Source organism: Pseudomonas sp. URMO17WK12:I11 (assembly GCF_007677725.1).
Taxonomy (GTDB): Bacteria; Pseudomonadota; Gammaproteobacteria; order Pseudomonadales; family Pseudomonadaceae; genus Aquipseudomonas.
This window is the reverse complement of record NZ_VEDF01000001.1, coordinates 353,009-376,316: the sequence shown is the minus strand read 5'-3', so window position 1 is coordinate 376,316 and position 23,308 is coordinate 353,009. Positions and strand designations below refer to the sequence as shown.

Annotated in this window: 31 protein-coding genes; all 31 read right to left on the bottom strand. The window is 59.8% G+C overall.

From position 1 onward, the window contains the following. Positions 1-8: 8 nt before the first annotated feature. Positions 9-3,062 carry a DUF1983 domain-containing protein gene (locus tag FS665_RS01815; protein ID WP_145182486.1) on the bottom strand — a complete coding sequence of 1,018 codons (3,054 nt, stop codon included), beginning with the start codon at positions 3,060-3,062 and terminating at the stop codon, positions 9-11. After that, the gene (locus FS665_RS01810; RefSeq protein WP_145182483.1) at positions 3,059-3,457 is read right to left on the bottom strand and encodes a hypothetical protein; all 399 of its coding nucleotides are present in this window, start codon (positions 3,455-3,457) and stop codon (positions 3,059-3,061) included. Before FS665_RS01810 ends, FS665_RS01815 begins: the two co-directional genes overlap by 4 nt. Before the next feature lie 2 nt (positions 3,458-3,459). After that, positions 3,460-4,065 carry a hypothetical protein gene (locus tag FS665_RS01805; RefSeq protein WP_145182480.1) on the bottom strand — a complete coding sequence of 202 codons (606 nt, stop codon included), beginning with the start codon at positions 4,063-4,065 and terminating at the stop codon, positions 3,460-3,462. Further along, positions 4,065-4,649, bottom strand: a complete 585-nt coding sequence (locus FS665_RS01800; RefSeq protein ID WP_145182477.1) for a hypothetical protein — start codon at positions 4,647-4,649, stop codon at positions 4,065-4,067. Before FS665_RS01800 ends, FS665_RS01805 begins: the two co-directional genes overlap by 1 nt. A gap of 44 nt (positions 4,650-4,693) precedes the next feature. Next, entirely contained in the window at positions 4,694-7,894 is a 3,201-nt protein-coding gene (locus tag FS665_RS01795) for a phage tail tape measure protein (RefSeq protein WP_145182474.1), read from the bottom strand. Positions 7,895-7,952: 58 nt separating this feature from the next. Further along, a complete protein-coding gene (locus FS665_RS01790) occupies positions 7,953-8,588 on the bottom strand; it encodes a hypothetical protein (RefSeq protein WP_145182471.1) in 636 nt (211 codons plus the stop codon). A 299-nt stretch (positions 8,589-8,887) separates the two neighbouring features. After that, the gene (locus FS665_RS01785) at positions 8,888-9,217 is read right to left on the bottom strand and encodes a hypothetical protein (protein WP_145182469.1); all 330 of its coding nucleotides are present in this window, start codon (positions 9,215-9,217) and stop codon (positions 8,888-8,890) included. 40 nt (positions 9,218-9,257) lie between these two features. Next, positions 9,258-9,758, bottom strand: a complete 501-nt coding sequence (locus FS665_RS01780; protein ID WP_145182466.1) for a hypothetical protein — start codon at positions 9,756-9,758, stop codon at positions 9,258-9,260. A 54-nt stretch (positions 9,759-9,812) separates the two neighbouring features. Next, positions 9,813-10,199, bottom strand: coding sequence for a DUF3168 domain-containing protein (locus tag FS665_RS01775; RefSeq protein WP_145182463.1), 387 nt, complete (start codon positions 10,197-10,199; stop codon positions 9,813-9,815). Next, on the bottom strand, positions 10,192-10,692 hold the full coding sequence (locus FS665_RS01770) for an HK97 gp10 family phage protein (RefSeq protein WP_145182460.1): 501 nt from the start codon (positions 10,690-10,692) through the stop codon (positions 10,192-10,194). The genes FS665_RS01775 and FS665_RS01770 overlap by 8 nt, the downstream gene beginning before the upstream one ends. Before the next feature lie 3 nt (positions 10,693-10,695). Beyond that, positions 10,696-10,875 (bottom strand): hypothetical protein, encoded by a 180-nt coding sequence (locus tag FS665_RS01765; RefSeq protein ID WP_145182457.1) that lies wholly within the window; start codon positions 10,873-10,875, stop codon positions 10,696-10,698. 8 nt (positions 10,876-10,883) lie between these two features. Next, positions 10,884-11,210: a phage head closure protein gene (locus FS665_RS01760; RefSeq protein WP_145182454.1), complete on the bottom strand. Its 327-nt coding sequence runs from the start codon at positions 11,208-11,210 to the stop codon at positions 10,884-10,886. Next, entirely contained in the window at positions 11,207-11,548 is a 342-nt protein-coding gene (locus FS665_RS01755) for a head-tail connector protein (protein WP_145182451.1), read from the bottom strand. Before FS665_RS01755 ends, FS665_RS01760 begins: the two co-directional genes overlap by 4 nt. 4 nt (positions 11,549-11,552) lie before the next feature. Beyond that, on the bottom strand, positions 11,553-12,068 hold the full coding sequence (locus tag FS665_RS01750) for a hypothetical protein (protein ID WP_145182447.1): 516 nt from the start codon (positions 12,066-12,068) through the stop codon (positions 11,553-11,555). Positions 12,069-12,117: 49 nt separating this feature from the next. Further along, positions 12,118-13,299, bottom strand: a complete 1,182-nt coding sequence (locus FS665_RS01745) for a phage major capsid protein (RefSeq protein ID WP_145182443.1) — start codon at positions 13,297-13,299, stop codon at positions 12,118-12,120. Further along, positions 13,289-14,158 carry a head maturation protease, ClpP-related gene (locus FS665_RS01740; RefSeq protein WP_145182440.1) on the bottom strand — a complete coding sequence of 290 codons (870 nt, stop codon included), beginning with the start codon at positions 14,156-14,158 and terminating at the stop codon, positions 13,289-13,291. The genes FS665_RS01745 and FS665_RS01740 overlap by 11 nt, the downstream gene beginning before the upstream one ends. A 16-nt stretch (positions 14,159-14,174) precedes the next feature. After that, positions 14,175-15,473, bottom strand: coding sequence for a phage portal protein (locus tag FS665_RS01735; protein WP_145182437.1), 1,299 nt, complete (start codon positions 15,471-15,473; stop codon positions 14,175-14,177). A 150-nt stretch (positions 15,474-15,623) separates the two neighbouring features. Continuing rightward, a complete protein-coding gene (locus FS665_RS01730; RefSeq protein ID WP_145182433.1) occupies positions 15,624-17,303 on the bottom strand; it encodes a terminase large subunit in 1,680 nt (559 codons plus the stop codon). A gap of 3 nt (positions 17,304-17,306) precedes the next feature. Beyond that, positions 17,307-17,807 carry a terminase small subunit gene (locus FS665_RS01725; protein ID WP_145182430.1) on the bottom strand — a complete coding sequence of 167 codons (501 nt, stop codon included), beginning with the start codon at positions 17,805-17,807 and terminating at the stop codon, positions 17,307-17,309. Positions 17,808-17,966: 159 nt separating this feature from the next. Continuing rightward, positions 17,967-18,305 (bottom strand): HNH endonuclease, encoded by a 339-nt coding sequence (locus FS665_RS01720; protein WP_145182428.1) that lies wholly within the window; start codon positions 18,303-18,305, stop codon positions 17,967-17,969. Then, a complete protein-coding gene (locus tag FS665_RS23345; protein WP_178108276.1) occupies positions 18,305-18,463 on the bottom strand; it encodes a hypothetical protein in 159 nt (52 codons plus the stop codon). The genes FS665_RS01720 and FS665_RS23345 overlap by 1 nt, the downstream gene beginning before the upstream one ends. Before the next feature lie 12 nt (positions 18,464-18,475). Beyond that, a complete protein-coding gene (locus FS665_RS01715) occupies positions 18,476-18,700 on the bottom strand; it encodes a hypothetical protein (protein ID WP_145182424.1) in 225 nt (74 codons plus the stop codon). Then, entirely contained in the window at positions 18,700-18,876 is a 177-nt protein-coding gene (locus tag FS665_RS23340) for a hypothetical protein (protein WP_178108275.1), read from the bottom strand. Before FS665_RS23340 ends, FS665_RS01715 begins: the two co-directional genes overlap by 1 nt. A 5-nt stretch (positions 18,877-18,881) precedes the next feature. After that, entirely contained in the window at positions 18,882-19,202 is a 321-nt protein-coding gene (locus FS665_RS01710) for a hypothetical protein (RefSeq protein ID WP_145182419.1), read from the bottom strand. Next, positions 19,202-19,573, bottom strand: coding sequence for a chemotaxis protein (locus FS665_RS01705; protein WP_145182416.1), 372 nt, complete (start codon positions 19,571-19,573; stop codon positions 19,202-19,204). Before FS665_RS01705 ends, FS665_RS01710 begins: the two co-directional genes overlap by 1 nt. Before the next feature lie 61 nt (positions 19,574-19,634). Continuing rightward, positions 19,635-20,144: an acyloxyacyl hydrolase gene (locus FS665_RS01700; RefSeq protein ID WP_145182413.1), complete on the bottom strand. Its 510-nt coding sequence runs from the start codon at positions 20,142-20,144 to the stop codon at positions 19,635-19,637. A gap of 187 nt (positions 20,145-20,331) precedes the next feature. Continuing rightward, positions 20,332-20,721: an antiterminator Q family protein gene (locus FS665_RS01695; RefSeq protein ID WP_145182410.1), complete on the bottom strand. Its 390-nt coding sequence runs from the start codon at positions 20,719-20,721 to the stop codon at positions 20,332-20,334. A gap of 7 nt (positions 20,722-20,728) precedes the next feature. Next, positions 20,729-21,046: a hypothetical protein gene (locus tag FS665_RS01690; protein ID WP_145182407.1), complete on the bottom strand. Its 318-nt coding sequence runs from the start codon at positions 21,044-21,046 to the stop codon at positions 20,729-20,731. Positions 21,047-21,290: 244 nt separating this feature from the next. Next, positions 21,291-22,589 (bottom strand): site-specific integrase, encoded by a 1,299-nt coding sequence (locus tag FS665_RS01680; RefSeq protein ID WP_145182401.1) that lies wholly within the window; start codon positions 22,587-22,589, stop codon positions 21,291-21,293. Beyond that, positions 22,586-23,014: a VRR-NUC domain-containing protein gene (locus FS665_RS01675; RefSeq protein ID WP_145182398.1), complete on the bottom strand. Its 429-nt coding sequence runs from the start codon at positions 23,012-23,014 to the stop codon at positions 22,586-22,588. The genes FS665_RS01680 and FS665_RS01675 overlap by 4 nt, the downstream gene beginning before the upstream one ends. Further along, on the bottom strand, positions 23,011-23,307 hold the full coding sequence (locus FS665_RS01670) for a DUF1364 domain-containing protein (protein WP_145182395.1): 297 nt from the start codon (positions 23,305-23,307) through the stop codon (positions 23,011-23,013). The genes FS665_RS01675 and FS665_RS01670 overlap by 4 nt, the downstream gene beginning before the upstream one ends. Position 23,308 lies beyond the last annotated feature (1 nt).

Genomic DNA, 23,308 nt, shown 5'->3' with positions numbered 1-23,308 from the left:
CCATAGGCCTACCCTTTACTCAAATTACCCTGGGCGGTTCGTCTAACATTATTACCGTCATAGGTATAGAAGCCGTAATTATTCAGCAAAATTCTCCCGTCCGCTTCCTGACCACGCAGTGAGAATGTTCCGCTCACCATATTGAGTTCAATAAGCGGCCGGCCCTGCGCATCAGTTGCCTGAGATCGGAGGGTCATACCAAGAATAATCTGTTGGATAAATGCCTGATTTATAAACGCCTGATTGATGAACACCTGGCCGTTCTGCACAACGAATGGAGAAGAGAGAGCGCCGTCCACTCCATTGACTACCGCGAATCTGTCGGCGCTGACCAGGAACTGGCTTTGTAGGCCGGCTGGACCGTTCTCGATGCCCAGGCCAATTCCCGCTGCCACATACTGGCCCTGGGCGTTGACCTGCATCTTCACAGCCCACATTGTGGACAGTTTGCCGGCCGTGTCGGCATACGCAGAAGAGGTTTGCTCGATCGCTGCAGAGTTGCTGGCAATCGAGGCGTTCAGCTGTTGTATCGCCGTGGCCGTGGATTGCTGATTGGTCGTGATCGTCGTTTCAACCGTGGCGATTCGACTCTCATTACCACCAACACGGGATTCCAATGTCGTGGTGCGCTGGGTCTGCGCAAAGTCAGCCTCCGCTCGCACCTTGACCTCTTGAGCGTAGCTGGCGGTGCTATCCCAGCCTTTCAGCGCGTCCAGCAGATCCCCTTCACCATCGTCATCACGGGCAGAAGCTCGCAGGGCTTGTAGGCTGCCTGCCGTAGCTGCGACCTTGCCGTCCACTTCGGCAATATCGGCGGTGTTGGTGGCCACCTGCTGCGCCACGCCATTGGCTGCCTCGATCGACTGGCCAATGTCGCCCCAGAGCCCAGCATTGGGCGGAGCATTGGCGCCAGAGGCCTCTGCTGCAACAGCCTGCAGAGCCTGGTAGATGCGGCCATCAACCACGACCATCTGGCCCTTTTGGTAGGACTCATCCTTGTTGTAGTCCTTGAGCCCGTCCAGCGCAGCTATCTGCTCCTCCAAGCCAGGGATCTTCTGGATTTCCTTCAGCAAGGATTGTCCAAGCTCGCTCTCGGTGATCTTGCCCGACAGCGCGGCCAGCATAGAGGTAACGTCGTTCGACGTGGACGCGGCGATCTTTACGAAGTCGCTGACCCCGTAGGCGTTGCGAGAGCGGACGAAGTAGAAGTAATTGGTGAAGAACGCCAGACCTGTATGCGTGAGGCTAAGGCCCTGCCCCAGGTAAGTCGCCTGCGAAAATGGGGCCTGCGGGTCTTCACTGTAGAAGTACTCGTAGGTGCCGCCATTGAGCCCATGCTGCACGTTGCTCGGGAATAGCGAGATTGTGTCGATGGTGGACTGCACCCGGCACGCCTCTGGAATCGGTGGGCCATCGATGTTCGCTGTGATGCTGGCCTCGCCGGACCTGGCCTGCGGGCCTATCGCGGCCACGCTCATCGTGTAGCTGCCAGATGGCAAGCCGGCGATCGGCAGTTGCAGCGTGGTCTCTGGCACCTGCTGCGCCTGCACTGCGGTGCTGCCCTGGCGGACGGTGACGGCGTAGCCTGTAACGATGCCGGCCGGCTGCGTCCAGCTGAGAACACCCTGGACAACCTCGGCTGAATCGTCGGGGGTCCATGCCACATTGGTGGGGCTGCCCAGGCCGCCGGCCGGCAGGTTGATGAAGCCGATCGGGTTGTACGGCTGGGCCACGGCATCATCGAAGATAGCCGGCTCATTCTGCGAGACTGACACGCTGCAGCCGGTATCTGTCGCCATCGACCAGTCTGTGACGATGAACTCACCCACGATGTTCAGTGAGGGCAGATTCACCTTCACCGACCGGCCTGGCCGGCAGTTGTAACCCACGAAATTCATGGGAATGCTGAGCGTACCGCCAGCACGGCGACGGCGAAGTTCAATGTTCGCCAGGCGCTGTGCCTGGTATGGATTGCTCACGTACGAGAAAGCCAGCGTTTCCGCCGCTTCGCCGCCATCGGCGATGACCCACTCGGCTACGGAGACTTCGGGATAATCAGTCTCCGCCCATGCCTGGGACGGATCGATGAAGGTGCCGCGCACGGTGTTGATGGCCGAGTCATTGGTAGGCTCGGTATTGCCGGTGACCGTGCCTGTCACCATGTCCTCGGTTATCTCGAAATCATACGGCCCGTAATAAGCACCGACTTGAAGCATCCAGCGGCCGCCCACTCGTATCAGCTTGCCGCCACAGGCTGCCTGCAGCTTCTGCATAACCTGAGTTCGGGACTCGTCCGCACCAATCACGCAACCCGAGTGGTAACGCGGCGCTGTTGTACCGTCAGGATTGGCAACAGTCTCGTCGCACACGCTGGCACTGTTGGCGAAACTCGCGAAAACGATCTCGTCATCCGGCACGCCGCATCGGTTCCGCAGAAACCAGAGGATGTGCAACGCCGTGTTCGCGCTGTACCCCGTCATGCCGGTGCGCGGGTCGTAGATATCGCGCCGCCCTCTGATCACGAAGCGAACGTCAGGGATGCCCGACGGGTATTTCTCGGCGTTGTATTTGAAAGACAGGCGTACATAGGACAGTCCGCGTCCAATCTGGGTGTCACGCCAATCGGGGCAGTTAGTCTTCAAGAAGGCGTTGACCTGCAGCGGATCAACGACAAGCTCATAGGAAGCGTACTCGCCATAGGCTTGGATCACTTCCTCGCCGAGATAGATATCCTCCAGACCATCAATCGCGCCTTCGGACAAGACGTAGACCATGTGCAACCATTCGCCGTCAGCCTGATCGCCTGCCTGCTCCTGCCCCCAGGCCAGCACTCCACCCGTGCTGACGCGACCAAGCACATAGCGCGCGGAGGCCTTGGAGGACCGAAGGGTCTGACTCGACGGCTCACTGGCCCGCAGCGAACCCGTATCTAGTTTGTCCTGCTGCGAAGAGGCGTAGAAAGCCAATGCAGCCCCAGCCAAAGCGCCCCATGGGCCGCCCTGAGCAAAGCCCACCGCTGCCCCGACGGCAATCTGGGCGACTTTACTAACTGCTGAACTCATTCAACTCTCCACACCGTCAACGGCTTGCACTCGATGCGGCAAACCCCGTTGGGGGAAACCGACCAGAACTCATCTGCCCAAAACACCGCCACGCCTCGGCCATTGGGGCCGTCATACAGCGCGATGTCGCCTCGCTGTATCAACCCAGGCTGAACCCGCGAAAAGCACGCATCCCAAGCGCTCTCCAACGATCCATGAAGTTTCTTCAGCAGGCGCTTCGCGCCGGCCTCCGTGTCGTAATTCCCCCTATAAGCGTCGGCAGGATCTACCCCGCACACCGCAACAGCGCAGTCGGCGGCGAATAGGCAGCAGTCGAATTCGCCCCATGAAAAAGGCCGCTCTATGGCGGCCTTGATCGTGTGAGCAAGCTGTGTCGTCCAATCGCGTTTTCGCATGGTCACTTCTCGTAGGTGAACTTCGGTGCGTCTTTGGAGGCGCCCCAATAAATGGGCCAGTCAGAGATCTGCGCGATCGCGAAGAAGAAACGGTCATCCTGCCGGCGCGCGCGATGGTTCTCATCCGTCCAGCGCTCGGTACCGGTGCGATTCCACTCGGCCATTCGATCGATGAGGGGGACGGTAATGCTGTTGCCCTCTTCCCCATTCCCGGCGTACGAGAACTTGGCGGCATCCATCCGCCCGCTGAACAGAATGTCGGCTGCGTAGGTACCTTCCTGGTCAAACACGACGAACATGAGCTTGCCGTTACGCCCCCGGCAACCTTTCAGCGACGTTTCGGTGATGATCTGCCTGTCCAGGCCGTTAAGCGTCAGCTCTACGGACATCGGCGAGCCTGAGTTGCTGCTTTCCTGCGACTGGCCCACCGCGCCGAAGCTTCCGACGCCCTGGTAGGTGACGCCATCGATCACCAGATCGCCGGTACCGGTATGGGCGAATACCATGCCATCAGGGAAATCAAGCTGGCAGGCGTAGACCGCCATGAAGTTGCCCTGCGCGATGATGTCGACGACGGTTTGGCTGAATGGAAATACGCCATTGGCCATCAGAATGCCTCGCGGAATTGAAGGGTTGAGTTCGAAACCAGCGGCTGGTTGGTCCACTCGTTGGTATCGTCCATGCGACGCATCTCGCAATAGGGATTTCTGTATTCAACCGGACTGCCGGCCGGGATGAACTTGCGGATGCGCTTGTTCACGCTGATCAGCGCCTTGCCGGCGGCATCGGACGAGGCATGCTCCACCACTTCGAACATTTCGCCGTTGATGGTGATGAGGTCGCCGCGACTGAACACTGGCCGGCTGGGTAGCAGGCCCTGCAGTTGCATGACGCTGGCCTGGGCATTGGCTACCACCACCACCGGCACACCGATGTTGTCGCTGCGCGTACGGGTGAGATGGGGGATGCGCACCGTGCCAAACATGCCGTGCAAACGCCCCAACAAGGAGGTCAGTTCACGCTCGTCCTCTTCGTACATGACGCCGAAGGTCATAGTGCACTTCCAGTACGAACCAGGCTGGGCCACGATCTGCTGGGCATTCGACAGCGAGGAAGTGAACCCCCGATTGTTGTAGACGACGCCCCATGTGACCTCGGTGGGCTCCAGGTCCTCGGGCCATTCCTCCGCCATTGGGTCACTCCCAAAAGAAAGCCCGCCGAAGCGGGCCAAAAAAGTTATCGCCGTTGCAGCATCTGCCGCCCGGCGCCATTGGTCTTGAAGTCTCGCAGCATGAGTTCGTAGCCATCGCGTGCGCCCTGCTCCGCAGCTCGTCGAACATCGGCGATGGTGGCGGCATTGGCCTGCCCGCCAACCTGGATGTGCTGCGTGATACCGCCAAAGCTGATGGACGACTCTCCGCCACCGCTCCCCGCGCCGGCAGCCATAACGCCGAGTGAGCCATCAGGACCTCGGTGCAACGGTAGAATCGCTTCTGGCCCCGCCTCGGCGAAGACGCCAGCTCCCTTGGCAAAAGCGAACATCTGGGGGCTGTCGTAGACTCCGCCCGAATAGGCTGAAAGGCTGGGCGAGTCATATACTCCGCCCTTGGCATTCTTCAAAAATGAGCCTTCGCTGAACCCGGTCATGGTGCCCTGGCCCAGTACCGAGCCACCGCCACCGAAGAAACCCATTGCTGAGCTGAGGAATCCAGCAGCTGCCTGGCGAACCTGTATCCGGATCAAGTCCTCGATGATCGCGTCAGCGAAATCCTTGAACGACGCCTTGCCAGTCTTGATGAACTGAACAATGCCATCCTCGAGGTTGCTGAACGCATTCGTGAAAAGTTCCTCAGTCTGGCCGGCTACGTCGGCAGCGCTGTCGAGATAGTTCTCAAACGCGGCCGAGGCGCCGTTGCTCCAGTCGGATTGGGCAGCATCGATCTTGTTGAAAGTTTCCTCCTGGACCTGCACAAGCTTCGCGCCGTACTCCTGTCGAAGTGCGATTTGCTTTTCGAGCTCCTGGCGCTGCTTCTCGTTCGAGGCTGTGGCCAGTTCGTCCCGCAGGGCCAGGACTTTGGTGTTGTTTTCCTGCTCAAGCGCTAGGCGAGACTGCGCGCGGCCGGCTCGTTTGTCGCCCATTCCGACTGCTGCGGCGGCAGCGTCACCCTGCTGCTGAGCAATCGCCAATTGACGCTCAAGGTCGGCCTGGTACTTCATGGCTCGGGAGAGGCCGGTGGAGGCCTGGACAGCCTGGTTGAATTGCCCGGCCAGTGCAGCTATAGCACGACCGTACTCTTCGGTAGTGATCTTTTTCTTGCTGAGCAGCAGATCCAGAGCCTGCGTCTGCTTCTTGAACTCGTCAGCTGCGGCTCCAACAGGATCGTATACCTTCTTCAACTGCTGGTAGGCGGTCGCCGCCTCTTTCAACTGCTGATTCAACTTGGTCTGCGCCGCGGTGGCGTCTTTGGTTTCTTGCTTTACGCCCTGGTTGACCTTCTTCTGAGCCTCGGCCGCCGCCGCCGTCGATAGGATGGCAACTCGATCTGTTTCAGTGAGCGCGGTGTGTTCGGCAATGTAACGATTAGCGATCTTGATCTGGTCGCCGTTGTCCTGCAGGCCGGCCAACTGCTTCTGCAATGCTTCGAGGTAGGTTTGCCCCGCAGTGCTCATGCCGGTCTTCGCGGCATTGTTTTCCTGCGTCGAAATGGTGTTCTGGTCGGTTACGCCGGTCAGTACACGCAGCGTTTCGGCGATCATTGCCGAGCGTTGATCGGCATCACTAACTGCGCCGGCCTGGGTGATCCACTGTTGGACAGTTCCAGCCGGCAGCTGCAAGCGGTTGCCGACTTCCTGCAGGATGGGCGACAAGCCCTCTCCGCTGGTTCGCGCCTCATTCAGTCGATCAATGACCGACTGATAATCGGCCAGCTGCCTGTTGTACAGCCCTCCAGAGTCGCGCGCAGGTGCGGTAACGGTGGCTGAGCGAATTGACTGCGCCAGGTCGCCGTAGGCGTCCTTGACCTTGTCGGTAGAGCTGATCTGCTCATGCTGCCACTTCACCAACGACGCTTCGCGCTGGTCCTTGTTGAGCTTCGCGAACTCCTCGCGTAACTGGGATACGGGCTTGTGCAGATCGTCGAGACTGACGCCAGCCTGGTCGGCATTGTCGCGCAGCAGCAGGAAGCTTGCCGCAGCAGTACCGGCCAGTACGGCAAGACCCGCTGGACCACCTAGCGCAGCGAGAAGGCCGCCTCGGATGGTCGCTTGGGCCAAGTTAGCTTGAGCAATGGCCAGCGCCTCAGTTGAGGCTATAAGCGCGGCCTGTTTTGGGATTAACTGTGTCTGGACCAGAGTCAAACGCTGCAGGCCAGTAGCGGCGGCCACAGAAGCCTGAGCTTGCTGCAGTTGCGCTTGAGCGAATACCCTTTGAGCATCAGCGGCGATTACAGCAGCCTCTGCACTTCTAACCGCAGCAGCACGCTGAGCCAAGAGCGCTTTCACAGCGACGTAGGCTTTTGCCGCATAAGTAGTGAGAGCTGCGGCACCTGCGCCTCCCATTGCTACCGCTACAAGGTCAACGTTATCCGCCAGGAGCACCAAAAACTTAGACAATCCTGCGACGGCACCGGTTTGCTCCTCCAGCTTGCCCAGGAAGGTGCCAGTGGCGTTGCTGATATTGTTCAAGGCATCTTGAACGCTGGTTGACATATCTGCAGCCGCTTTGCGGTTGACCTCAACGTTTTTCAGAAGGCCGATGTTGATGTCATCAAGAGCGAGCTTGCCCTCGCTGCCCAGCTTGCGAACCTCGTCGGTGCTCTTGCCAGTCGCTTTAGCAATCGCCTCCACCACTGTCGGCATCGCCGTTTGGATAGAAATCCAGCCGTCCGCATCCACTTTCCCAGTTGCCAGCGCTTTAGAGTAAGCATCCAGCGCCGAGCTAGCTTTGTCAGCGGAAGCGGCATTGGTGACCAGAAGGAAACTGAAGCTATCTGTGATGTCGAGCGTTTGCTGAGTGTTGAATCCGAGAGTGCGCATCACATCGGCAGTGCGGATGTAGAGTTCCTGTGCCTCCGCAAGTGGCCGGTATGTCTCCTGAGCGGTCTGCATCAGGTGCTCTTGCACCATCTGGTACTCGCCGGCACTGCCGGCTGCAGCTCTCATTCGATCAGACATCTGGCCGTATGCATCAACCTGCTTGATGATGCCGCCAACAAGACCTGCGCCCGCAACTGCTGCAAACGCCCCTCGCATAAGACTCCCGGCACTCTGGGCAGCGGCCCCCGCACGATCAAACGCTGAGTCGACCGTTGCTAGATTCCGGTCTATCGATTGACTGGTCTTGGATACTAATTGGTCAGCGTTTGCCAGCTCTCGCCTCAACTGGGCAGTCGTAGCTTCAATTTGAACCAGCATACCCTGTACTTGCTGATCGGCCATGGTCGCTCCACCCAAAAAAAAGCCCGGCTCTCAGCCAGGCTTAAATGTAAAGAATTTATCAGATAGAATTTATGATCAGATCACTTTTCCAGTCTGGGTCAAAAGTGCAGGCAGCGCGCCAATTCCTTTTAGCTCCGGATTGGCTCATTTCTTCGAATCCAAGAACCAGCCTCACGTTACCGTTCTGAGCTTTGTGATAACTAGAGTCAGACAGTTCATGAAAATTCAAAGAGACACCAGATCGATTTTGAGCATTTACTAAATCTTTGCACTTTCGGATTGCATCAGTTCTACCTATCGATTTGTCGGAATTCGAACGAACCGAACCGTTCTTGACCAAGTCGGAGCTTGTCACCTCGTAACGCTCGCGATTCTCGCAGTCCACCATGAATTTCAAGTTGTCAGCCGAGCTTTCTCGTCGAATAAAAAGAACACTTACAACATGCTTGCATTTTTTTGCCACTAATACAGCAGCTTCATTTTTCTCCCTGTTAACACGGGAAATATCATCCTTGAATTTATTGTATGTCGGATCAGCCTTGTCGCTTCCGATTATTAAAGAATTGTCTTTGTAATCCTCAAGAATCCATTCATCAATAATCCCTGAGGAACCTGAATCAGTTTTTGGATCAGAATCGCCCGCCCCGCAGCCCGCCAGGATCAGTAAGGCCCCAGCACAAATCCATTCACGCATGACAGTCTCTCCTTCAAAACGCGAAGGGTACCAAAGTCAGCCAACTGATCACTTCGTTTTTCTCCCTGTCAACGCCATCCTCAGCTTGTCGGCCACATTCGAAGCGCTTGGCTTCTCCTTCACCCCCTGCTTCTTCCCGCTGCCGAATGGGTTAGTCATCTGAGCCCATTCAATCCTGGCATCCATGGCGATGAACATTTCCGGGAGAGGCGTAGACCAGGCCACGGTGGGTGGCCAGCCCAGCCAGCCGGTGGCGATCCCGTACAGCCGGTCGACGTAGCTGCCGTTCTCGACAGCGCTTACGCCGTCCCGGCGTGGTCGTTTCCCGGGTCAACGCCTCGCGGATTGTAGAGAGCGCCAAGGTACTTGGTGACTGACGGTGTCAGCCCGGCCACGCCTTCCTGCCAGACCTTCTCAGGCAGCGCTTCGGCAGCCTTCCCCGCCAAGTCAGCGCCGGCGGCAATGATGAATGCCACCGCATCCACGCCGACTGCATGAAGGGCTCCAGATGCGCCGCGCAGGCCGCCGAAGCGGCTCTCGATTGCCCTTACCGCCTTGAGGGTAGGTTGAAGGGTAAATTCCTCATCGCCTAGCTTCACGGTGATGGTGCCGTGCAGTGTGTTGTTCATCGTTCATTCCTGTGAAGCCGGGGCCGGAACCCCGGTTCGGTTATGGGGTGACCGGCGCCGGCAGCAGTTCAAGGATGTCGGAATTGATGCCGATTGTGACGTTGCGGCGGACCACGTTGTCGGCAGCACCCGGTGCCACGGTGTTGTTCATCACCTTGCCGCGCATGTAGAACGTGGTGGGGTTGATCACCGGGATAGCGGTGGGGTCGCCGTCATTGAGGGTGATCTTGATGTTGTAGTCGCCCTTGCTACGGTCCTTGTGCGCAGTCTTGACCGCATTCTGGCCCGCATCGCCGTTGTCGAGCCCCACGGTAAGGGTCAGGTCGCCAGCGTCAGCGGTGCCCTTGTACTTGCGCACGCGGCCATCCTTCAGCGAGGTGAAGGTCACGCTGCTGAAGGTGTCGCCAAATTCGCCCAGGTCTTCGATCTCACCGACCTCTACATAGGTGTCGGCCTCATATTCAGTTTGCGTATCAGCGCCGGTTTTGCCGCCAATGAAAAAGCGGCAGCCGGCGGCTGTGTTCAGGTTGTCATCGGCCATGGGTGTTCCTCCAAAGGCACATTGGATAAAGCCGCTGGGCGGCCGGTGGTTGAATTAGTGGGTGGTGATCACGCGGACGGTGATCGATCCCTGATAGGTGACGCCGTCAGCATCGCGCTGGGCGTCGGACTGGATAACCCGCACCGACACGGCGCGCCCGACCGTCAGCGGCAGGGGCCGTTCGTCCAAGGCGGCGATAACCTCAGCGTTGATCCCTTTCACCTCGGCCTGGCCCATGGCATCGGACCAGACCGACAGGTACAGCAGGCGCTGCTCGCGCCTGCGCCCGGAGATCGGACTGACGTTGAGCGACACCTCGCGGTCAATCGACACGTAGGGCATGTCGGCATTCATTGGCGCGCCGTCGTAGATCGGGCAGCTGACCTCAGCCGTAAGCCTCGCAAATACCGCCTCCTGCAACGCCACCGAGGGATCAGCCATTGCCCACCCCCTGGCTTGCCTTGCGCAGCGTGCGCCGCACAGCTTCGTTGATGTCGGCCATCACATACTCGCGGTTCACGTCGATGGAGGGCCGAAGCCACGGGTGTGCAGGCCGCGCCGGAATGTCCGGATACTTGCCGAAGAAGTGCATGCCGTCGCTCTTGTTGGTAGCGCGCCGGTTTCTGTTGCCAGCCCGCTTGCCGCCCATATAGCCCTTGGTGCCGTACTCGATGAAGCGCAGATAGAAGAATTTGCGGTTGTCGCGCTTGCCCCGAATGCCGATCTGCGCATCCAGGCCGCTGGGAGCGACGTAGATTTTCAGCGCGGCTGCAGCGGCGCCTGTGTCCTTGGGAATGAGTTGCTGCTGGGTGGCCAGGATGCGCTCAGCCGATTTGCGCATGGCCGGCGCCAGCTCGTTGTCCATCGTCTTGTGGATGTTGCGCAGCGTGCGCCGCAGGCGAATATCGCCGCGCATCTTCGAGCGGCGGGCCATGACCTACTCCTTGGCCGGGGCAGCCTTTGAGGGCTTGCCGGAGGCAGTTGGCTCCTCCTTGATTTCCACGGCATAGCCGCGGGCGATCAGCCCCTCGCCATAGGCCTTTTCGACGACGAAAACCTCGCCTTTCTCCCGCTCACCGGAAGCGCCGGTTAATGGCCCGAGTGCTTGAATTTTCATGGTTCACCTCATGGGTTAGGTACCGATGAGCAGAGCAGCCTCATCAGGGTGTTCTCGTTGTCCCGTAACACTGCCTCGACCTGGTAGGTGCCCCCGCGCCGCGTCAGCCGAGACCCGGCAACGATGTCCAAGCGCGGCCTGGCAATGATTTCTGCCGTAACAACAGCATTCAGCTTTTCCGCGACTGCCTGTACGCGCCCTGTAGGGGTGCGGACTTCGCCCCACATTTCAGGGCGAGCTGCAGGAAGCCACGTCACTGTGGCTCCCCCGGACTTATTGCGCTCTTCATGCCGGTGGGTCACCTCGAGCCGGTGACGTAGAGGCCCGGCTCTCATACGCCCCACCCGATACGGTGCGGGGTCAGGAGCGCCTTCGACCCTTGCGGCAGTTCGGTGGCAATGGTCCCGATTACAACGTCCTCACGGTTCGCGTAAAGGTGACCGAGGATCAGCAAACAGGCAGCTTTGATCTGCTTGTTGCTGACCATGGGCGACTCGCCGGCATCCCCGGCGGCGATAGCCTCATCCAGCGCCTGCTGGTCCACATAGAAGCGGCGGTTCAGATAGTCCATCGCCTGACCTTCAGCCGCTTCGATCAGTAGTTCCAGATATGCGTCATCGTCCTCGGGATCCCGCAGGTGATGCCGGGCGATGGTCATGCTGATGACCGGCATGTCGCTACTCCTCCAACGGCTCGAATGATGCCAGCTTCCGCTCCACCAACTCCTCTGCATGCCGACGTGGCACCACGTAAGCGGGGCCGCCGCGGCGACGTAGTTCGTCCTCGTCCATGTAGGACCGCATTGGGTAGATCTGAAGAGTTGCTGGATTGGGGTTAGCCGCAATCTCACCCTCTCCAGCCGACTGATCGGCTTCGTCCGCGCTGTCGGACACGCCCGGCCCATTCTGATCTGCGACTTCCGATGCGGCCGTGTCAGCACCGGGGGCTTTGGCAATGGTGCCCAATTCGCTTGCACCGATATCCGTTCCAGTGCCCGAGTCTGCCGGTGTTTCCGGCAGCGACTGCTCTGCGCTCTTTACGGGAGCGCCCGACTCGCCAGGATTTGGCGAGGCTGGATCATCAGGCGAATGGGGCAAAGCCCTATCCACGGCTTGGCCGCCGCTGGTTTCAGTGGTCGAGACTGGTTCCTTCGGCTCAACCGTGGGTTCTAGTTTTTCCTGTTTACGTGCCATGGGAGTACTCCAATAGGGCGTCAGTGCAGACGCCCCCTTGTCAGAGAAATCAAGGAGTGATCAACGGACCGGTGACGAACGCCTCATCGCGATAAATCGCGAAAGCGAGACGCTCTTCAGCACGGATTGTGGCCATGTTGTTCTCGAAGTCCTTGTCGTTCTCGGTCGAGATCAGCACTTCGATTTCCATGCGGTCGAAGATCTGAGCGCCGAGCTTGAATGCTCCAACCAGGAAGTCGTTCTGTGTCATGGCTTGAGTGGAAACCACTGGACGATTCCAGAGTTTCGCGTTGGTGCCCTCCTGAGGCTGGCCGATGATGTAACGGCCTTCACCATCCTTGGTCAGCTCGATGGCCGCCCAGTCGATCGGGTTGAGCACGATGCCATCCGAAGGGAACTCCGCCAGTTCGGCTTGCAGCAGCGCCAGGCGCAAGCGGTCAATCCGTTGCTCGCCTACTACTGTCACGCCAGCGGGCTGGGCATACAGCTGAGCGACTGTCATCAGGCCTTGCAGGTTCGCGCCCGTGCCGCTGCCGTAGAGCAGTTGGGCTTCTTCAGCCATGTTCAGGCCGTAGCGTGCGCGAGCGTCGATGTAGCTCTGCAGTGCCTTGGCGTCATCGAGCATCTGGCGGCTCGCTTTGAACAGGTGAGCGATGGTACGGACGTTTGCGGTAGCGAGGGCGAAGGTGATATCGGAGTACGGCTTCGCGGTACCCTCCGCAACCGTACGTGCGTTGTTGGTGTAGCCAGTTTCCCGGATGTACTCGATGGAGTTCGACTCCGTCTCGCCCGGTGCCACCAGGTCGCGGATCGTCAGTCGGCGCTGCGGCGGCGCGATGACACCTGGCAAACGCTGGGCTGGAATCAGGTCGCCGCCGGTAGCAGTGGTAATAGCCGCGCGCGGCACGGAGACGCGACGCGAGCCGCGGAAGGACGAGTTCATGTCCTGCATTTCTTCGCTGCCGATTACCAAGGCACCCACCGACTTTTGCGGTTCTGCCTGATGAGAGCGGTCACGGCTCGCATTCACGAGCTTCTGCTCAGCCTCACCCAGGCGCGCCTGCAGCTCGCCCTGCTTGGTCAGCATCTCATCGACCTTGGCGCGGGTTTCGGTGTTCATCTCGCCACTGGCCTTAATCTGTTTTTCGACCGCCTCGGCCTGGCTTTTGATCTGATCGCCAATGCCCTTGAGGCTGGCATTGAGTTCCTTGACTTGGGCTTCAAAGTCCATGGTCACTTCCTTTCAGAGAATTGAGGAGATTGGTTGCCGCGCTCAGAGAGGCGGAGAGGTCTGGCGCGACAGCGCGGGGCTTATCGGTCGGGGCAGCGTTATGCGTGCCCCCGCCGGCAGCGCGAGGCATACCGGACTTGAAACTGGCGAATAGTTCGCGGCGCTCGGAGCGAGGCATTCCGCCCTTGGCCAGGGCTACGTCCATCGCCTTGAGCGCATTGGCCTGGGCGGCGTCTTCGGCTTCGCGCTCGGTGACTTCGGTGGAAGACAACAGCCCAGTGGCCAGGCCGAGTTCCACAGCACGCTTGCCGCGGATGTAGGTTTCGTCGTCCATCAGTTCGGCCATGTCTTCAGCCGACTGCCCACTGGTCTCGGCATAGAGGTCGGCCATCGCCGCGTCGAACTCCTCCATGTCGTTGGCGATATCGCGGAGGTAGTTGCGATTGCCAGCGAGCCAGGTCCAGCAGTTGTGGATCATGAGGAAGGCGCTGCTGGCTACTTCTCGCCTCTTCCCCGCCAGAAAGACAATCGAAGCAGCGCTGGCAGCCATGCCGAGCACCTTGGTGGTGACCTCGTGGCTGTGCTCTTGGAGACGGTTGTAGATGGCGATGCCTTCGAACATGTCGCCACCTGGTGAATTGATGTAGACGGTGACATCACGCTCGCCGATCGCCCGCAAGGCGGCGTCAATTCGTTTCAGGGTGACACCCTCGCCGTACCAGTCCTCGCCGATTACGCCGTACACCGTGATGGTGTCCGAAGTGTTCTCAACCGCCGCCTGGATCGCGGGGTTCCATTTATCGAGCGCGCGCGGGCTCATCTCGCTGCGAAGGCGGCGAGACTGGATTTTGTGCTTCATGGATTGCTCCCGAGATTTACTTTTCCGGCTGGTGAAGCCAGTTCATCAATGCGGCCCTTGCGGCCTGACCATCGTTTTGCTTGCCCAGCTGGTCAAGCGGCACCAGGTTCGACTGAACCGTCAGGACGTCACCGCCAGGCATGTGCGGCATGTTGTCTTTGCGGCGACCTTCGTTTCGAGTGATGAAGCCGTTCTGGGCCATCGTGCTGAGGTATGCCGCGCGCCCGGAACTGTCAGCCCTCAAGAACGCCTCAAGGGAGAACTCCGAATAGAAGTTGATCCGGTCCACCGCCGTCATGCACCACTTATTCACGCACTGCTCGATCGGCGCCGTGAAAGACATGATGCAGTAGGTGAGGAACGCGATCTGCTGTTGTTCTAGGCCGGTCCCCCAGTTACTGCCCTTGTCGGTCTTCATCACCATCCAAGGCGGGACGCCGAACCATCGGCAAATCTCCTCGATGCTGTGCCCTCTCGACTCCAGCAGCTGCGCGTCAGCGGGGTTAATGCCGATCATCTCCGGCTTCACGCCTTGCTCAAGCACCGGACTCTTGCCCGCATTCAAGGCCCCGGAGATCGTCTTGACGTACTCACGAAACTCAACGCGTTGGGCGGGGTTCAGTGTCTTGTCCACCGAAAACGCCACCGTAGGCATCATACCGTTGCGGAAAGTGCTGTTGGCCGCGTCGTCTGCCGACATCGCCGAGCCAAACACATCCGCGCCGTAGCGAATGGCCGAAAGGCCAACCCGGCCGTCTAAGGTAAAAGCCGGGATGTGCAGCATGCTCTGCCGCACAATCTCTCGGCGCTCCCCCTTTCGCGGCCTGAAGAAGTATCTCAGCCGGCCGTCATCATCAAACTCAAGGTCGACTCGGGACGGCATCAGAAAGTCCAGCGCAATGACGCGACCTGCAGATCGGTGAATCTCGCAGTAAGCATTCCCCCACAACAACATTGATGCAACGACTGCCTGCCAGAAGTGGAAGGCGGCCATGTCCTCGTTAGGGCTGGTGTGCACCACGTCGTACAGCGGGAAATCCCGTGCACTCTCACGACTGCCATCAGGCATCCTCCGGTAGATGCTCAGGGGCAAGCCCGCGACCGAGGTGGAGATGATGCGGACGCAGGCCCACACCGTGGAAAGCCGCATCGCCTTGTCGACGCTGACCGATTTTCCGCTGCTTGACTGAGCACCGAGAAACGCGCCCCAGAAGCCGCCATCTGAAAGCTTGATGCTCTTGCCCAGCCATTCGCTCATGCTGGCGGATGGCTTGGCGGCCGCAGCCCCCAAAGCCTGGGATAAGGTTTTAATCACTGGTCAGCCCTCGGCGAAGAAAACCGGCGATGCAGAAGAAGCTCACAGCTCCTGCAATCAAGGCCCAGCCAGTGCCGGCCAGTACCCATACCCCAGCACAAGCCAGGGAGAAAGCCACCAGAGCGCAGGCGATGAAAATGTGAAGTGCGTTCATGCGATCAGTGGGTCCCGAATGCCAGCCATGAAGTTGTCCATTCCCCCACGTCCCTCAGGATTGAGGCTAATCAGAGAAACGGCGTTGAATGTAGCCATCAGCGGGTCGATCTTCGCCGTGCCCGAGGCTTGCTTGGTGATCAAGAAGGCGTTGGCCGACGGCACCCCTTTGGCGTTGCCGCACGACCAGGCCATGAGTGGCTGGCCGCAATGCAACAGCGTGCCCTCAGCGAGCTTGCGCTCGGTCGTCTTGATCGCCCCAGTGAGTTTCCATCCTTGGGAGATGCCAACGACCTTTTCTTCTTCAACACCAGCATCGGCCAGGGCGTCCAGAACAGATCCAATCCCTGCCGGGTCGAGCCCGACCTTGTCCAGCAAGCCGGTCGCGTTGATGCGGGCGACGATGGCTGCGAACTGCTCCACGTCCTCACCGATGCGCTTGACAATGGTCAGGTCGCCCACCGCCTCAAGATCCTTTAGCCGCGGGGCTTCAGACTTGCGACGCTCAAGGACCGACGGGTGGGCCCAAGCGTGAGCCCAGTGGAACCACCTGCGGGTGCTCGCTTCCCGGCCAACGACGGCAAGCCCAAGCAAGTCGTCGAGCCCTCCACCATCACCACCCACATCGATGACTTCACACCGCTCAAGGATTTCATCCAGGTTGAGCCAAGTGGCTGCCTGTGGCTCCCAGAATTCGGCACCGACCCAGGCATCAGACATCAGGGCCAGTCCGATCTCGATGTTGAGGTGCTTGGCCAGGAAACCACGCAGCTCCGCCTCCCCATCGATCTCCGCCTGCATGAACAAGCGTTCAAGCGTTGGGCGGTCGACTGAGAACCCCATATTGGGATTCACCAGGTGGAAGTTCTCTGGCTTGCGGGCATCACCGCTGTCGACCATCTCCTTGGAGAATTCGTAGATGATCGGCAGGAAGCGGTTGTCGTTGATGCGTCCATCACGAACGCCGCGCGCATAGTTGAGCTTCGAACGGAACACCCCAGCTGGCGGTTCGTTTGACTGCGTGGTCAGCCAGATAACGAATCCTTCTGGCCTGGACAGCAGACCGCCGGTGGCCTCCCGAATCATGTCGGCCGCTTTCGGATTCTTGCCGAACAACCATGCCTCATCGATCAGCACGCCCACGGCCTTTTTGCCGCCCACCACGTCGCTGTCAGCAGCGACGACCTTCAGCGTGGCGCCAGTCTCCCGATGGGTGATCAGTCGAAGGTGTGGCTGCACATGCAGCAGATCCCTCAACTCGTCATCGTTGTTGACCATGTCCTTGGCCGGGACGAAGGCGTTGTCGGCAATCTCCTTGGTCGGCGCGAGGATGATGAACTCTGCCGACATCCGCCAATTCCGGACCAGGGCTGTCAGCATAATCGCGGCGGCGATGGTCGACTTGCTGTTTTTTTTCGGGATGCAGAGCATGAATTCCCGAATCAGCCGCTCACCTGTCTCGCTGTTGTAACTGCCAAACACAGCCCCTGCGAAAGCCAAGACCCATGGGGCACATGCGCTTTCGATGGTTGGACTGCCTGGGGCATCGACAATGCGAAGCCCCTTGAAAACCTCGAGGCTTTCTTCTGCCTCCTGGGGAAAGAGCGGTTCGGGGATGATGGACTCGCTGGCAGCCAGACGCCGCCACCAGTCAGGGCAGGCCGTGGTCCAAAGCATGGGTCACCCCTTGACGACTGTGAGGGGCGGCTTGCTCTGGGAGTACTTGCCTTTGCCCGCCTCTTTCGCGGCTTCCGCCTTCTGCTCTTTCTTGCCTGCCTCGGCCTTCTTCCCGTGGATGTACGGGACGGCCGTCTGCGCAGCGTTGCGCCGGTCGAAAACTTTAGCGCGAGGCTCGTTCATCAGCGCTATCAGCCACTCGAGCGGATCCTGTGTGTCTGGAAGACAGCTCAGGAACTCACCGTCCGCCTCGTTGACCTCGACAGGTTCTTCAGTGACCTCATCGGCCTTCGCTTTGCCTCTGCGTTTTTTCGGTTCAGGGTTAACACTGAGCTCTGCTCTTCGAGCGAGAATTGCGGCCACAATTTTCGGATCATTAGCCCAACGCGATCCAGCCGCTGCAGCTGCCGAGGGCTTGCTGCCCGCGGCTTCGGCCGCTTCTTTGTTAGACGCACCCCGAGCCTTAGCGTCAACAAACTGTCGCTGTTTGTCTGTTAACACCATTAACAAAAACCTTTAGGGGGGAGAAAAATGTATACGTGGGGTCGGTGGCGGTCTAGCTAGATGAGAATCCCTAGCTTTTGACCCCCCTACCCCTATCGCGGCACGTCACTGACGTGCTTCTATGGCGAGGCGTTGGGCTTTCGACGATCCGCTGACGCCTCAGCCACCGAGCCCAGCCGCCTCCTCGGCCTGCTTGACAGAGTCGTGGCAGGTTTTGCAGAGGCTCTGCCAGTTGGTCTTATCCCAGAAGAGAACCATGTCACCGCGATGCGCAACGATGTGGTCGACCACCTTTGCGGCAGCAGTTCGGCCGTTTCGCTCGCAGAAGACGCAGAGTGGGTGCTCATTGAGATAATGCTCTCGCGCTTTCTGCCATCGGTAGTCGTAGCCACGCTGGGAGCTGGTCAGCCCGCTACGCCAGCTGCCAGGCGTGACGACCTTGACCCGCGAACTTGAGCTCTCCTTGATGCGCGGTCCAAGAGTCTTGAGCCTTGCCATCAGTGCACCTCGACCTTAATGCCGCGCTCTATCCATCGAAAGACGCGCCCCATGTCCGGCTCGCGCCCGGTTATGTGGGACACGACGAGGACGCCGGCAAGGTAGTACTTCAGCCACCAGATCTGCCGGCAGACGATCGTTGCCTGCACCTTCGCCATAGCCAGTACTCCTCATCTCTTGTACCAAGTCAGCTGATAGCACCGCGCATCAGGCGGCACCTCAGCGATCGGCCAACGCAGGCAGTCCATATGCTTGCGCTCAGGCCTCGTGCTGCTCACCCGAAGCTTCTGCACCAGATAGGCAGAGCCGGCGGCGGTGGTGATGAAGTCGCCGACGGCGATCCCATCGGCTCCGTCCACGTACAGCTGGCACGGGGTGTAGGGGCGCTTGCGCATCAGGGTTCGAGAGACAGCTTGATCGTCGCCAGGATCACCCCAAGCCCGGCGGCCTGGGAGGACATGCCCAACTCGGTAACAAGATCCTCGACTCGCTTCACTTCGGCCTGCTCTTCGGCAGACAGGTCACTGACCATGCCCTTGATCTGGTAATACTCAGCACTGGTTTTGCTCACGGTCGCTACTCGCTCTGTACGCGGTTGAGTGCTTCATCAGCCTTGTCTGCCGCTTGGGTTGCGGTGGTTGCAGCCTTCGACGCCTTGGTAGCGGCGCTCTCGGCTTTGCTGGTCAGGTCGTCCAGACGCCTGTCACGTTCAGCCACGGCTGCGTCGTAGGCCTTCCGTATTTCGTCAACCTGATGCGACTGGGTGCTGGCCATCGACCAGTAGGCAGACTGCCAGCCCAGTACTGCGCCGCCTGCAATGAGCACCACGGCGATGACCCACACCTCGGCTCGTCGCCACCAGCGTCGAGCAATGAATTCCAAAGCGCATTTGTCCATCAGGCTGTACCTCCAAGCTGGGAGCGAAGCCGGGAGATCTCGGCGCTCTGGGTGGTCACCTTCTCGGTGAGTTGGCCCACCTGGCTGGTGAGTGCTTCGATCTTTCCCTCCATCCGCCCTACAGCTGCCGCAAGTTCGTTGCGCTCTTTGGCGAATTGATCAGCACGAGCCTCGGCCAACTTGCGGGCCTCGCGCTCGGAGTCGAGCAGCTCATTAAGCCGGCGGACGGTGCCGATGTCGGCGTTATCCATGGCGCGGTCTGCAGCGTCCTTGGATAGGAAGCGGCGCACCCAAAGCAGCGCGCCAGTAACGACGATGCCACTACCGCCCAGCCAGGTGGCTGTGCCTGGGCCGAGGTCGGTCGGGTCCATCCAATATCTCCAAAAATGAAAAAGCCCGCACAAGGCGGGCAAGGGGAGCTACACAGAAAAGTTAAATCTGGTGGCTATAGAACAGGGAATATGACTCTATGCCGTCGTTCGGCTGCTTGATACCAGCATTGGAGTAGTGAATCGCTCGGATACCAACCTTCTGCGTCTCGCCGATCTTCAAGCCTGCGCCGATACGGTCTTCGAAGTTGAAGGCCGAACCGAACTCCTGATCGCCTGCGGACGTGCCGGAGAAGACTGCAACGCCAATGCCCGCCTCAATGAATGGCTTCACACTACTGCTGCCGAACTCATAAACAAACACTGGCGCGAAGGACAGCGAATGAGCTCCACCAGAAGCATCTCCTGCTTCCCAATAGGTGTAGCCAGCATCCCAGTAACCGGTAAGGCGGCCAGTGCTCGTTTCAAACCAGCTCCTATCCCAATCGAAGCCTACAGCAGCACGAGCGGTCAAACCGCCCTGGCTTGTCGCACCGATAGCGCCGGATAGGCTAGCGGCTTGTACGCCGGAGGCCAGAAGTGAGAACACCGCAGCAGCGATGATTTTTTTCATGATCACGGAATCCTGATGGGTTTTTCTTAGCAAGCTATCAGAATCAGAGTGCCATCAAATCGTTCCGCTGTAATGCGAAAAATCTCATTAAAACCCTAGCGACATAGCCAAGGTTTGTAAGTGTCGCGTTGCTTGCAAGCTGGACACGCTGCTATGAAAACAGGTGTTTATCCGCGCGGAAAGCTTTTTATGCTACCTCCCGCAACTGCTCGAGCGCGCAGTCGATCCAAGCCACGCCGGTGTTGATCAGCTCGCGGGCTTTTGCTTCGCCAATCCCGTGCGCACGAGCGATCCGCAGCGCTGGCCACTTCGCGCCGTAGTAGAGCCACACGAAGCCACCCATCTGCGGATTGCGCTTGTTGAGCCTGGCAACTGCCCCATCTACTGCTAGAGCGAAGTCGTCGGTGATGACGTACTGCTTGACCCCTCCTACCGCAGGAGCATGTTCTTTCATGAGCGCGTAGAGAGGACAGACGTACCGGGGAACCCCCATTCCATCCATTCGCCACCAGCCCCACTGCTCAAGCATGTACGCGGTATCGCCCAAGGCCTTGTCGACGTAGGTTCGTTTTTTCATCTGCTTGTTAATCCCCGGTGTAGTTGGTTCCGCCGGCGCCGCGGCGGTTGTTCGTTTCGTACTGCCCAGAAGGGCCTTCGGTGCGCGGTGGCCGCTGGCGATCAGCCTGCTGCTCCAGCTCACGCACTCGCAGACCCAGCTGCGTTACAAGTTCTTCCAGCGGCAGCGGCTCGCCAGTGAGGGCTGATACCCAGCCCGATGCGTTACAACGGCCGCAGGGCAGCTCATAGAAAACACCCTTCACCACTGCCCTGCCCTGGCAGTCTGAGCACTTGGCCAGGATGACTTGCTCCTTGCGCAGCGCCGGGCCGTGGCTCTTCTTCATGCCTTACCTTCCTTCACCCAGCGTCGAATCTTGATCTCGCAGCCGCTGCAGAGGCCGACGCCATTCGCCATACCGAGGTGCGTTGCTCGACGTTTGCAACCACATGAGCAGCGCCGCCGGGAAGTCGAGGGCACTGGCTCCATGTAGCGGATATGACCTGGCAGGCTTCCAATCTGGCCCCATCCATCCATGCCGCCTCGCATCGCGGCCGATCTCGCTGCCGGCGAAAGATCATTCAGATTGCTCATTTTGAATCCTCGCTAATTACAAATGCGGTAAGGTCGCTCGGCGCCACGGCTGGCGTGGCCTCAGGCGAATTCTGCGAAATTTCAAATAAGGCCTTGGTAAGGCCGTGGACGGCTGCGAAGCCAACCCGATCCAGCCATGCGTGCCACTTCTCCAGCGCGGCGCGGCGCTGCTGCATGGCCTGGGTGTGGATGTAGGTGCTGGCGATCTTGCCCAGCTTGTGGTTCAGCAGCATTTCGCCGATGTGGCCATCAATGCCGAGATCGGTCCAGGTGCTGCGGGATACCTTGCGTAGGTCATGGCTGGTCCACTCGCCCTGCCCGAGGCGCTTGAACACATTGCTGGCCTGTGTCTCGCTCAGGCACAAGCCACGGCGATTCGGGAACAGGTACACACCTTCGTAGCCCTCGGCCTCCTGGATGGTTCGGTACCGGGTGAGCAATTCTTGCACCTGGGTGGTCAGCGGCAGGCGGTGTTCGGTTCGGGTCTTGGCATTGGCCGCTGGGATGAACCACTCAGCCGCAGCCAGCGAAATCTCGTTCCAGCGCGCCATGCGTGTCTCGCCGATCCGGGTGCCATGGGCCAGCATCATCAGCGCCAACATGGCGTCGCGCGGCTCCTGCTCGAAGGCCTGGGCCAGCAGCTGCATCAGCTCGGGCAACTGAACGTCACGCAGGCGGGCTGCTTTTGGCAGGATCTTGGCCTTGGTGAAGTCGTTGAAGCGCATCCCGGCCATTGGGTTGCGATCGATCAGACCCAGCTGCAGGGCCTGGCGGAATGCGGTCAGCAGCAGCGCGAACATCTGCCGCAGGTAGGACAACGACACTTCGGCTTGGCACGGCCACATCAGGTGCTTGTCCAGGGCATCTGCACTCACGTTGGCCACGGCCAGGTCATCCAGGCGCGGCTTCAGGTGCTGAGCAATGGCAGAGCGGGCACCTGCTTTGCGCTTGGCCGACAGCGAACGGTCGCGGCCCATCCGATCGCCGTACCAGTCCAGCAGCTGACCCACAGTGGCCATGCCCGACACCACCGGCGCGGTGGCCGGTTCGCGCAGCAGGCGTTGACGAAGCGCGGGCAGCTCGGCGATTACGGCCGCAACGGTCAGATCAGGCCAGCGGGCGACCGGCACCCACTTCTTGCCGCGCACCAGGTGCCAGGTGCCGCGCTCGCGGTTGCTCCAGAACCGCAGGTACAGGCCTGGGTGGCGTGGGTCGCGCAGGTCCCGTACCGACTTGTCTGCGGACTGCCGGCGCACCTCAGCCTCGCTCAGCTTCACTTCCCGGGTTGCGCTCATGCAGCCACCGTGGCAGGCAGCAGCAGGTAGGATCGAATCGCTTCGACGGCATCGATACTGCCTCGGCAGACGATGGCCAGGTAGTTCTGCGCCGTGAGCATCTGCAAATACGCATCCTGGCTCGGCGAGACCTCGGCATCGAAGGGTGGCTTGGCTTTGAACTCGATGTACAAGCCAAAGTACCCACCGCGCGCCATCGGCAACACCAGGTCTGGTACTCCAGCCTTCACGCCTTGAGCCTTGAGCTTTCCAGCCACGGCCTTGATCCGGTGTCCGCCGTTCGGCACGTGGTAGATCAGCTTGTAGGCCTGCGGGTAGCGCAGCTGCAATTCTTTCATCAGCGCAGCCTGCTCCTGCCCTTCTCTATCGACGGGCTTGGCGCGGGCCGGCTTGGCCTTGAACGGGCGAAGGGCGGGAGCATTCATGCGACCAGCACCCCCTCGTTGATCAGCAGCGCCTGGGTGCGCATGACGCCCTCGGCGTGGTACTGGCGAGCGGTGTCGCGATCTACGGCCTTGCTGCGCCCGTCGCAAGCGTCATGGCAGGCGCTGCAGCACCAGGCGCCTTGCATGTCGTGAGGCTTCTTGCCTATGCCGCAGGTGCCGGCCAAGCGGTAGTGAGCCAGGACAGTGGTCTCCGGGTTGCCGTTACACACGCCAGGGATGCGTACCTGGCACTCCCGGCCGCGCGCAGCCTTGGTCAGCTTGGTTTGACGCATG

Bases quoted from the DNA above. Each gene is read 5' to 3' on its own strand.
- FS665_RS01765 (WP_145182457.1), bottom strand. From the start codon at position 10,875: ATGAAAATTCAAGCACTCGGGCCATTAACCGGCGCTTCCGGTGAGCGG.
- FS665_RS01725 (WP_145182430.1), bottom strand. From the start codon at position 17,807: ATGGTGTTAACAGACAAACAGCGACAGTTTGTTGACGCTAAGGCTCGG.
- FS665_RS01755 (WP_145182451.1), bottom strand. From the start codon at position 11,548: ATGCCGGTCATCAGCATGACCATCGCCCGGCATCACCTGCGGGATCCC.
- FS665_RS01700 (WP_145182413.1), bottom strand. From the start codon at position 20,144: ATGAAAAAAATCATCGCTGCTGCGGTGTTCTCACTTCTGGCCTCCGGC.
- FS665_RS01670 (WP_145182395.1), bottom strand. From the start codon at position 23,307: ATGCGTCAAACCAAGCTGACCAAGGCTGCGCGCGGCCGGGAGTGCCAG.
- FS665_RS01805 (WP_145182480.1), bottom strand. From the start codon at position 4,065: ATGGCCAATGGCGTATTTCCATTCAGCCAAACCGTCGTCGACATCATC.
- FS665_RS01750 (WP_145182447.1), bottom strand. From the start codon at position 12,068: ATGGCACGTAAACAGGAAAAACTAGAACCCACGGTTGAGCCGAAGGAA.
- FS665_RS01795 (WP_145182474.1), bottom strand. From the start codon at position 7,894: ATGGCCGATCAGCAAGTACAGGGTATGCTGGTTCAAATTGAAGCTACG.
- FS665_RS23345 (WP_178108276.1), bottom strand. From the start codon at position 18,463: ATGGCGAAGGTGCAGGCAACGATCGTCTGCCGGCAGATCTGGTGGCTG.
- FS665_RS01770 (WP_145182460.1), bottom strand. From the start codon at position 10,692: ATGGCCCGCCGCTCGAAGATGCGCGGCGATATTCGCCTGCGGCGCACG.
- FS665_RS01745 (WP_145182443.1), bottom strand. From the start codon at position 13,299: ATGGACTTTGAAGCCCAAGTCAAGGAACTCAATGCCAGCCTCAAGGGC.
- FS665_RS01730 (WP_145182433.1), bottom strand. From the start codon at position 17,303: ATGCTTTGGACCACGGCCTGCCCTGACTGGTGGCGGCGTCTGGCTGCC.
- FS665_RS01710 (WP_145182419.1), bottom strand. From the start codon at position 19,202: ATGGACAAATGCGCTTTGGAATTCATTGCTCGACGCTGGTGGCGACGA.
- FS665_RS01705 (WP_145182416.1), bottom strand. From the start codon at position 19,573: ATGGACCCGACCGACCTCGGCCCAGGCACAGCCACCTGGCTGGGCGGT.
- FS665_RS01815 (WP_145182486.1), bottom strand. From the start codon at position 3,062: ATGAGTTCAGCAGTTAGTAAAGTCGCCCAGATTGCCGTCGGGGCAGCG.
- FS665_RS01695 (WP_145182410.1), bottom strand. From the start codon at position 20,721: ATGAAAAAACGAACCTACGTCGACAAGGCCTTGGGCGATACCGCGTAC.
- FS665_RS01775 (WP_145182463.1), bottom strand. From the start codon at position 10,199: ATGGCTGATCCCTCGGTGGCGTTGCAGGAGGCGGTATTTGCGAGGCTT.
- FS665_RS01715 (WP_145182424.1), bottom strand. From the start codon at position 18,700: ATGCGCAAGCGCCCCTACACCCCGTGCCAGCTGTACGTGGACGGAGCC.
- FS665_RS01790 (WP_145182471.1), bottom strand. From the start codon at position 8,588: ATGCGTGAATGGATTTGTGCTGGGGCCTTACTGATCCTGGCGGGCTGC.
- FS665_RS01740 (WP_145182440.1), bottom strand. From the start codon at position 14,158: ATGAAGCACAAAATCCAGTCTCGCCGCCTTCGCAGCGAGATGAGCCCG.
- FS665_RS01720 (WP_145182428.1), bottom strand. From the start codon at position 18,305: ATGGCAAGGCTCAAGACTCTTGGACCGCGCATCAAGGAGAGCTCAAGT.
- FS665_RS01780 (WP_145182466.1), bottom strand. From the start codon at position 9,758: ATGGCCGATGACAACCTGAACACAGCCGCCGGCTGCCGCTTTTTCATT.
- FS665_RS01785 (WP_145182469.1), bottom strand. From the start codon at position 9,217: ATGAACAACACACTGCACGGCACCATCACCGTGAAGCTAGGCGATGAG.
- FS665_RS01690 (WP_145182407.1), bottom strand. From the start codon at position 21,046: ATGAAGAAGAGCCACGGCCCGGCGCTGCGCAAGGAGCAAGTCATCCTG.
- FS665_RS01680 (WP_145182401.1), bottom strand. From the start codon at position 22,589: ATGAGCGCAACCCGGGAAGTGAAGCTGAGCGAGGCTGAGGTGCGCCGG.
- FS665_RS01810 (WP_145182483.1), bottom strand. From the start codon at position 3,457: ATGCGAAAACGCGATTGGACGACACAGCTTGCTCACACGATCAAGGCC.
- FS665_RS01675 (WP_145182398.1), bottom strand. From the start codon at position 23,014: ATGAATGCTCCCGCCCTTCGCCCGTTCAAGGCCAAGCCGGCCCGCGCC.
- FS665_RS01800 (WP_145182477.1), bottom strand. From the start codon at position 4,649: ATGGCGGAGGAATGGCCCGAGGACCTGGAGCCCACCGAGGTCACATGG.
- FS665_RS01760 (WP_145182454.1), bottom strand. From the start codon at position 11,210: ATGAGAGCCGGGCCTCTACGTCACCGGCTCGAGGTGACCCACCGGCAT.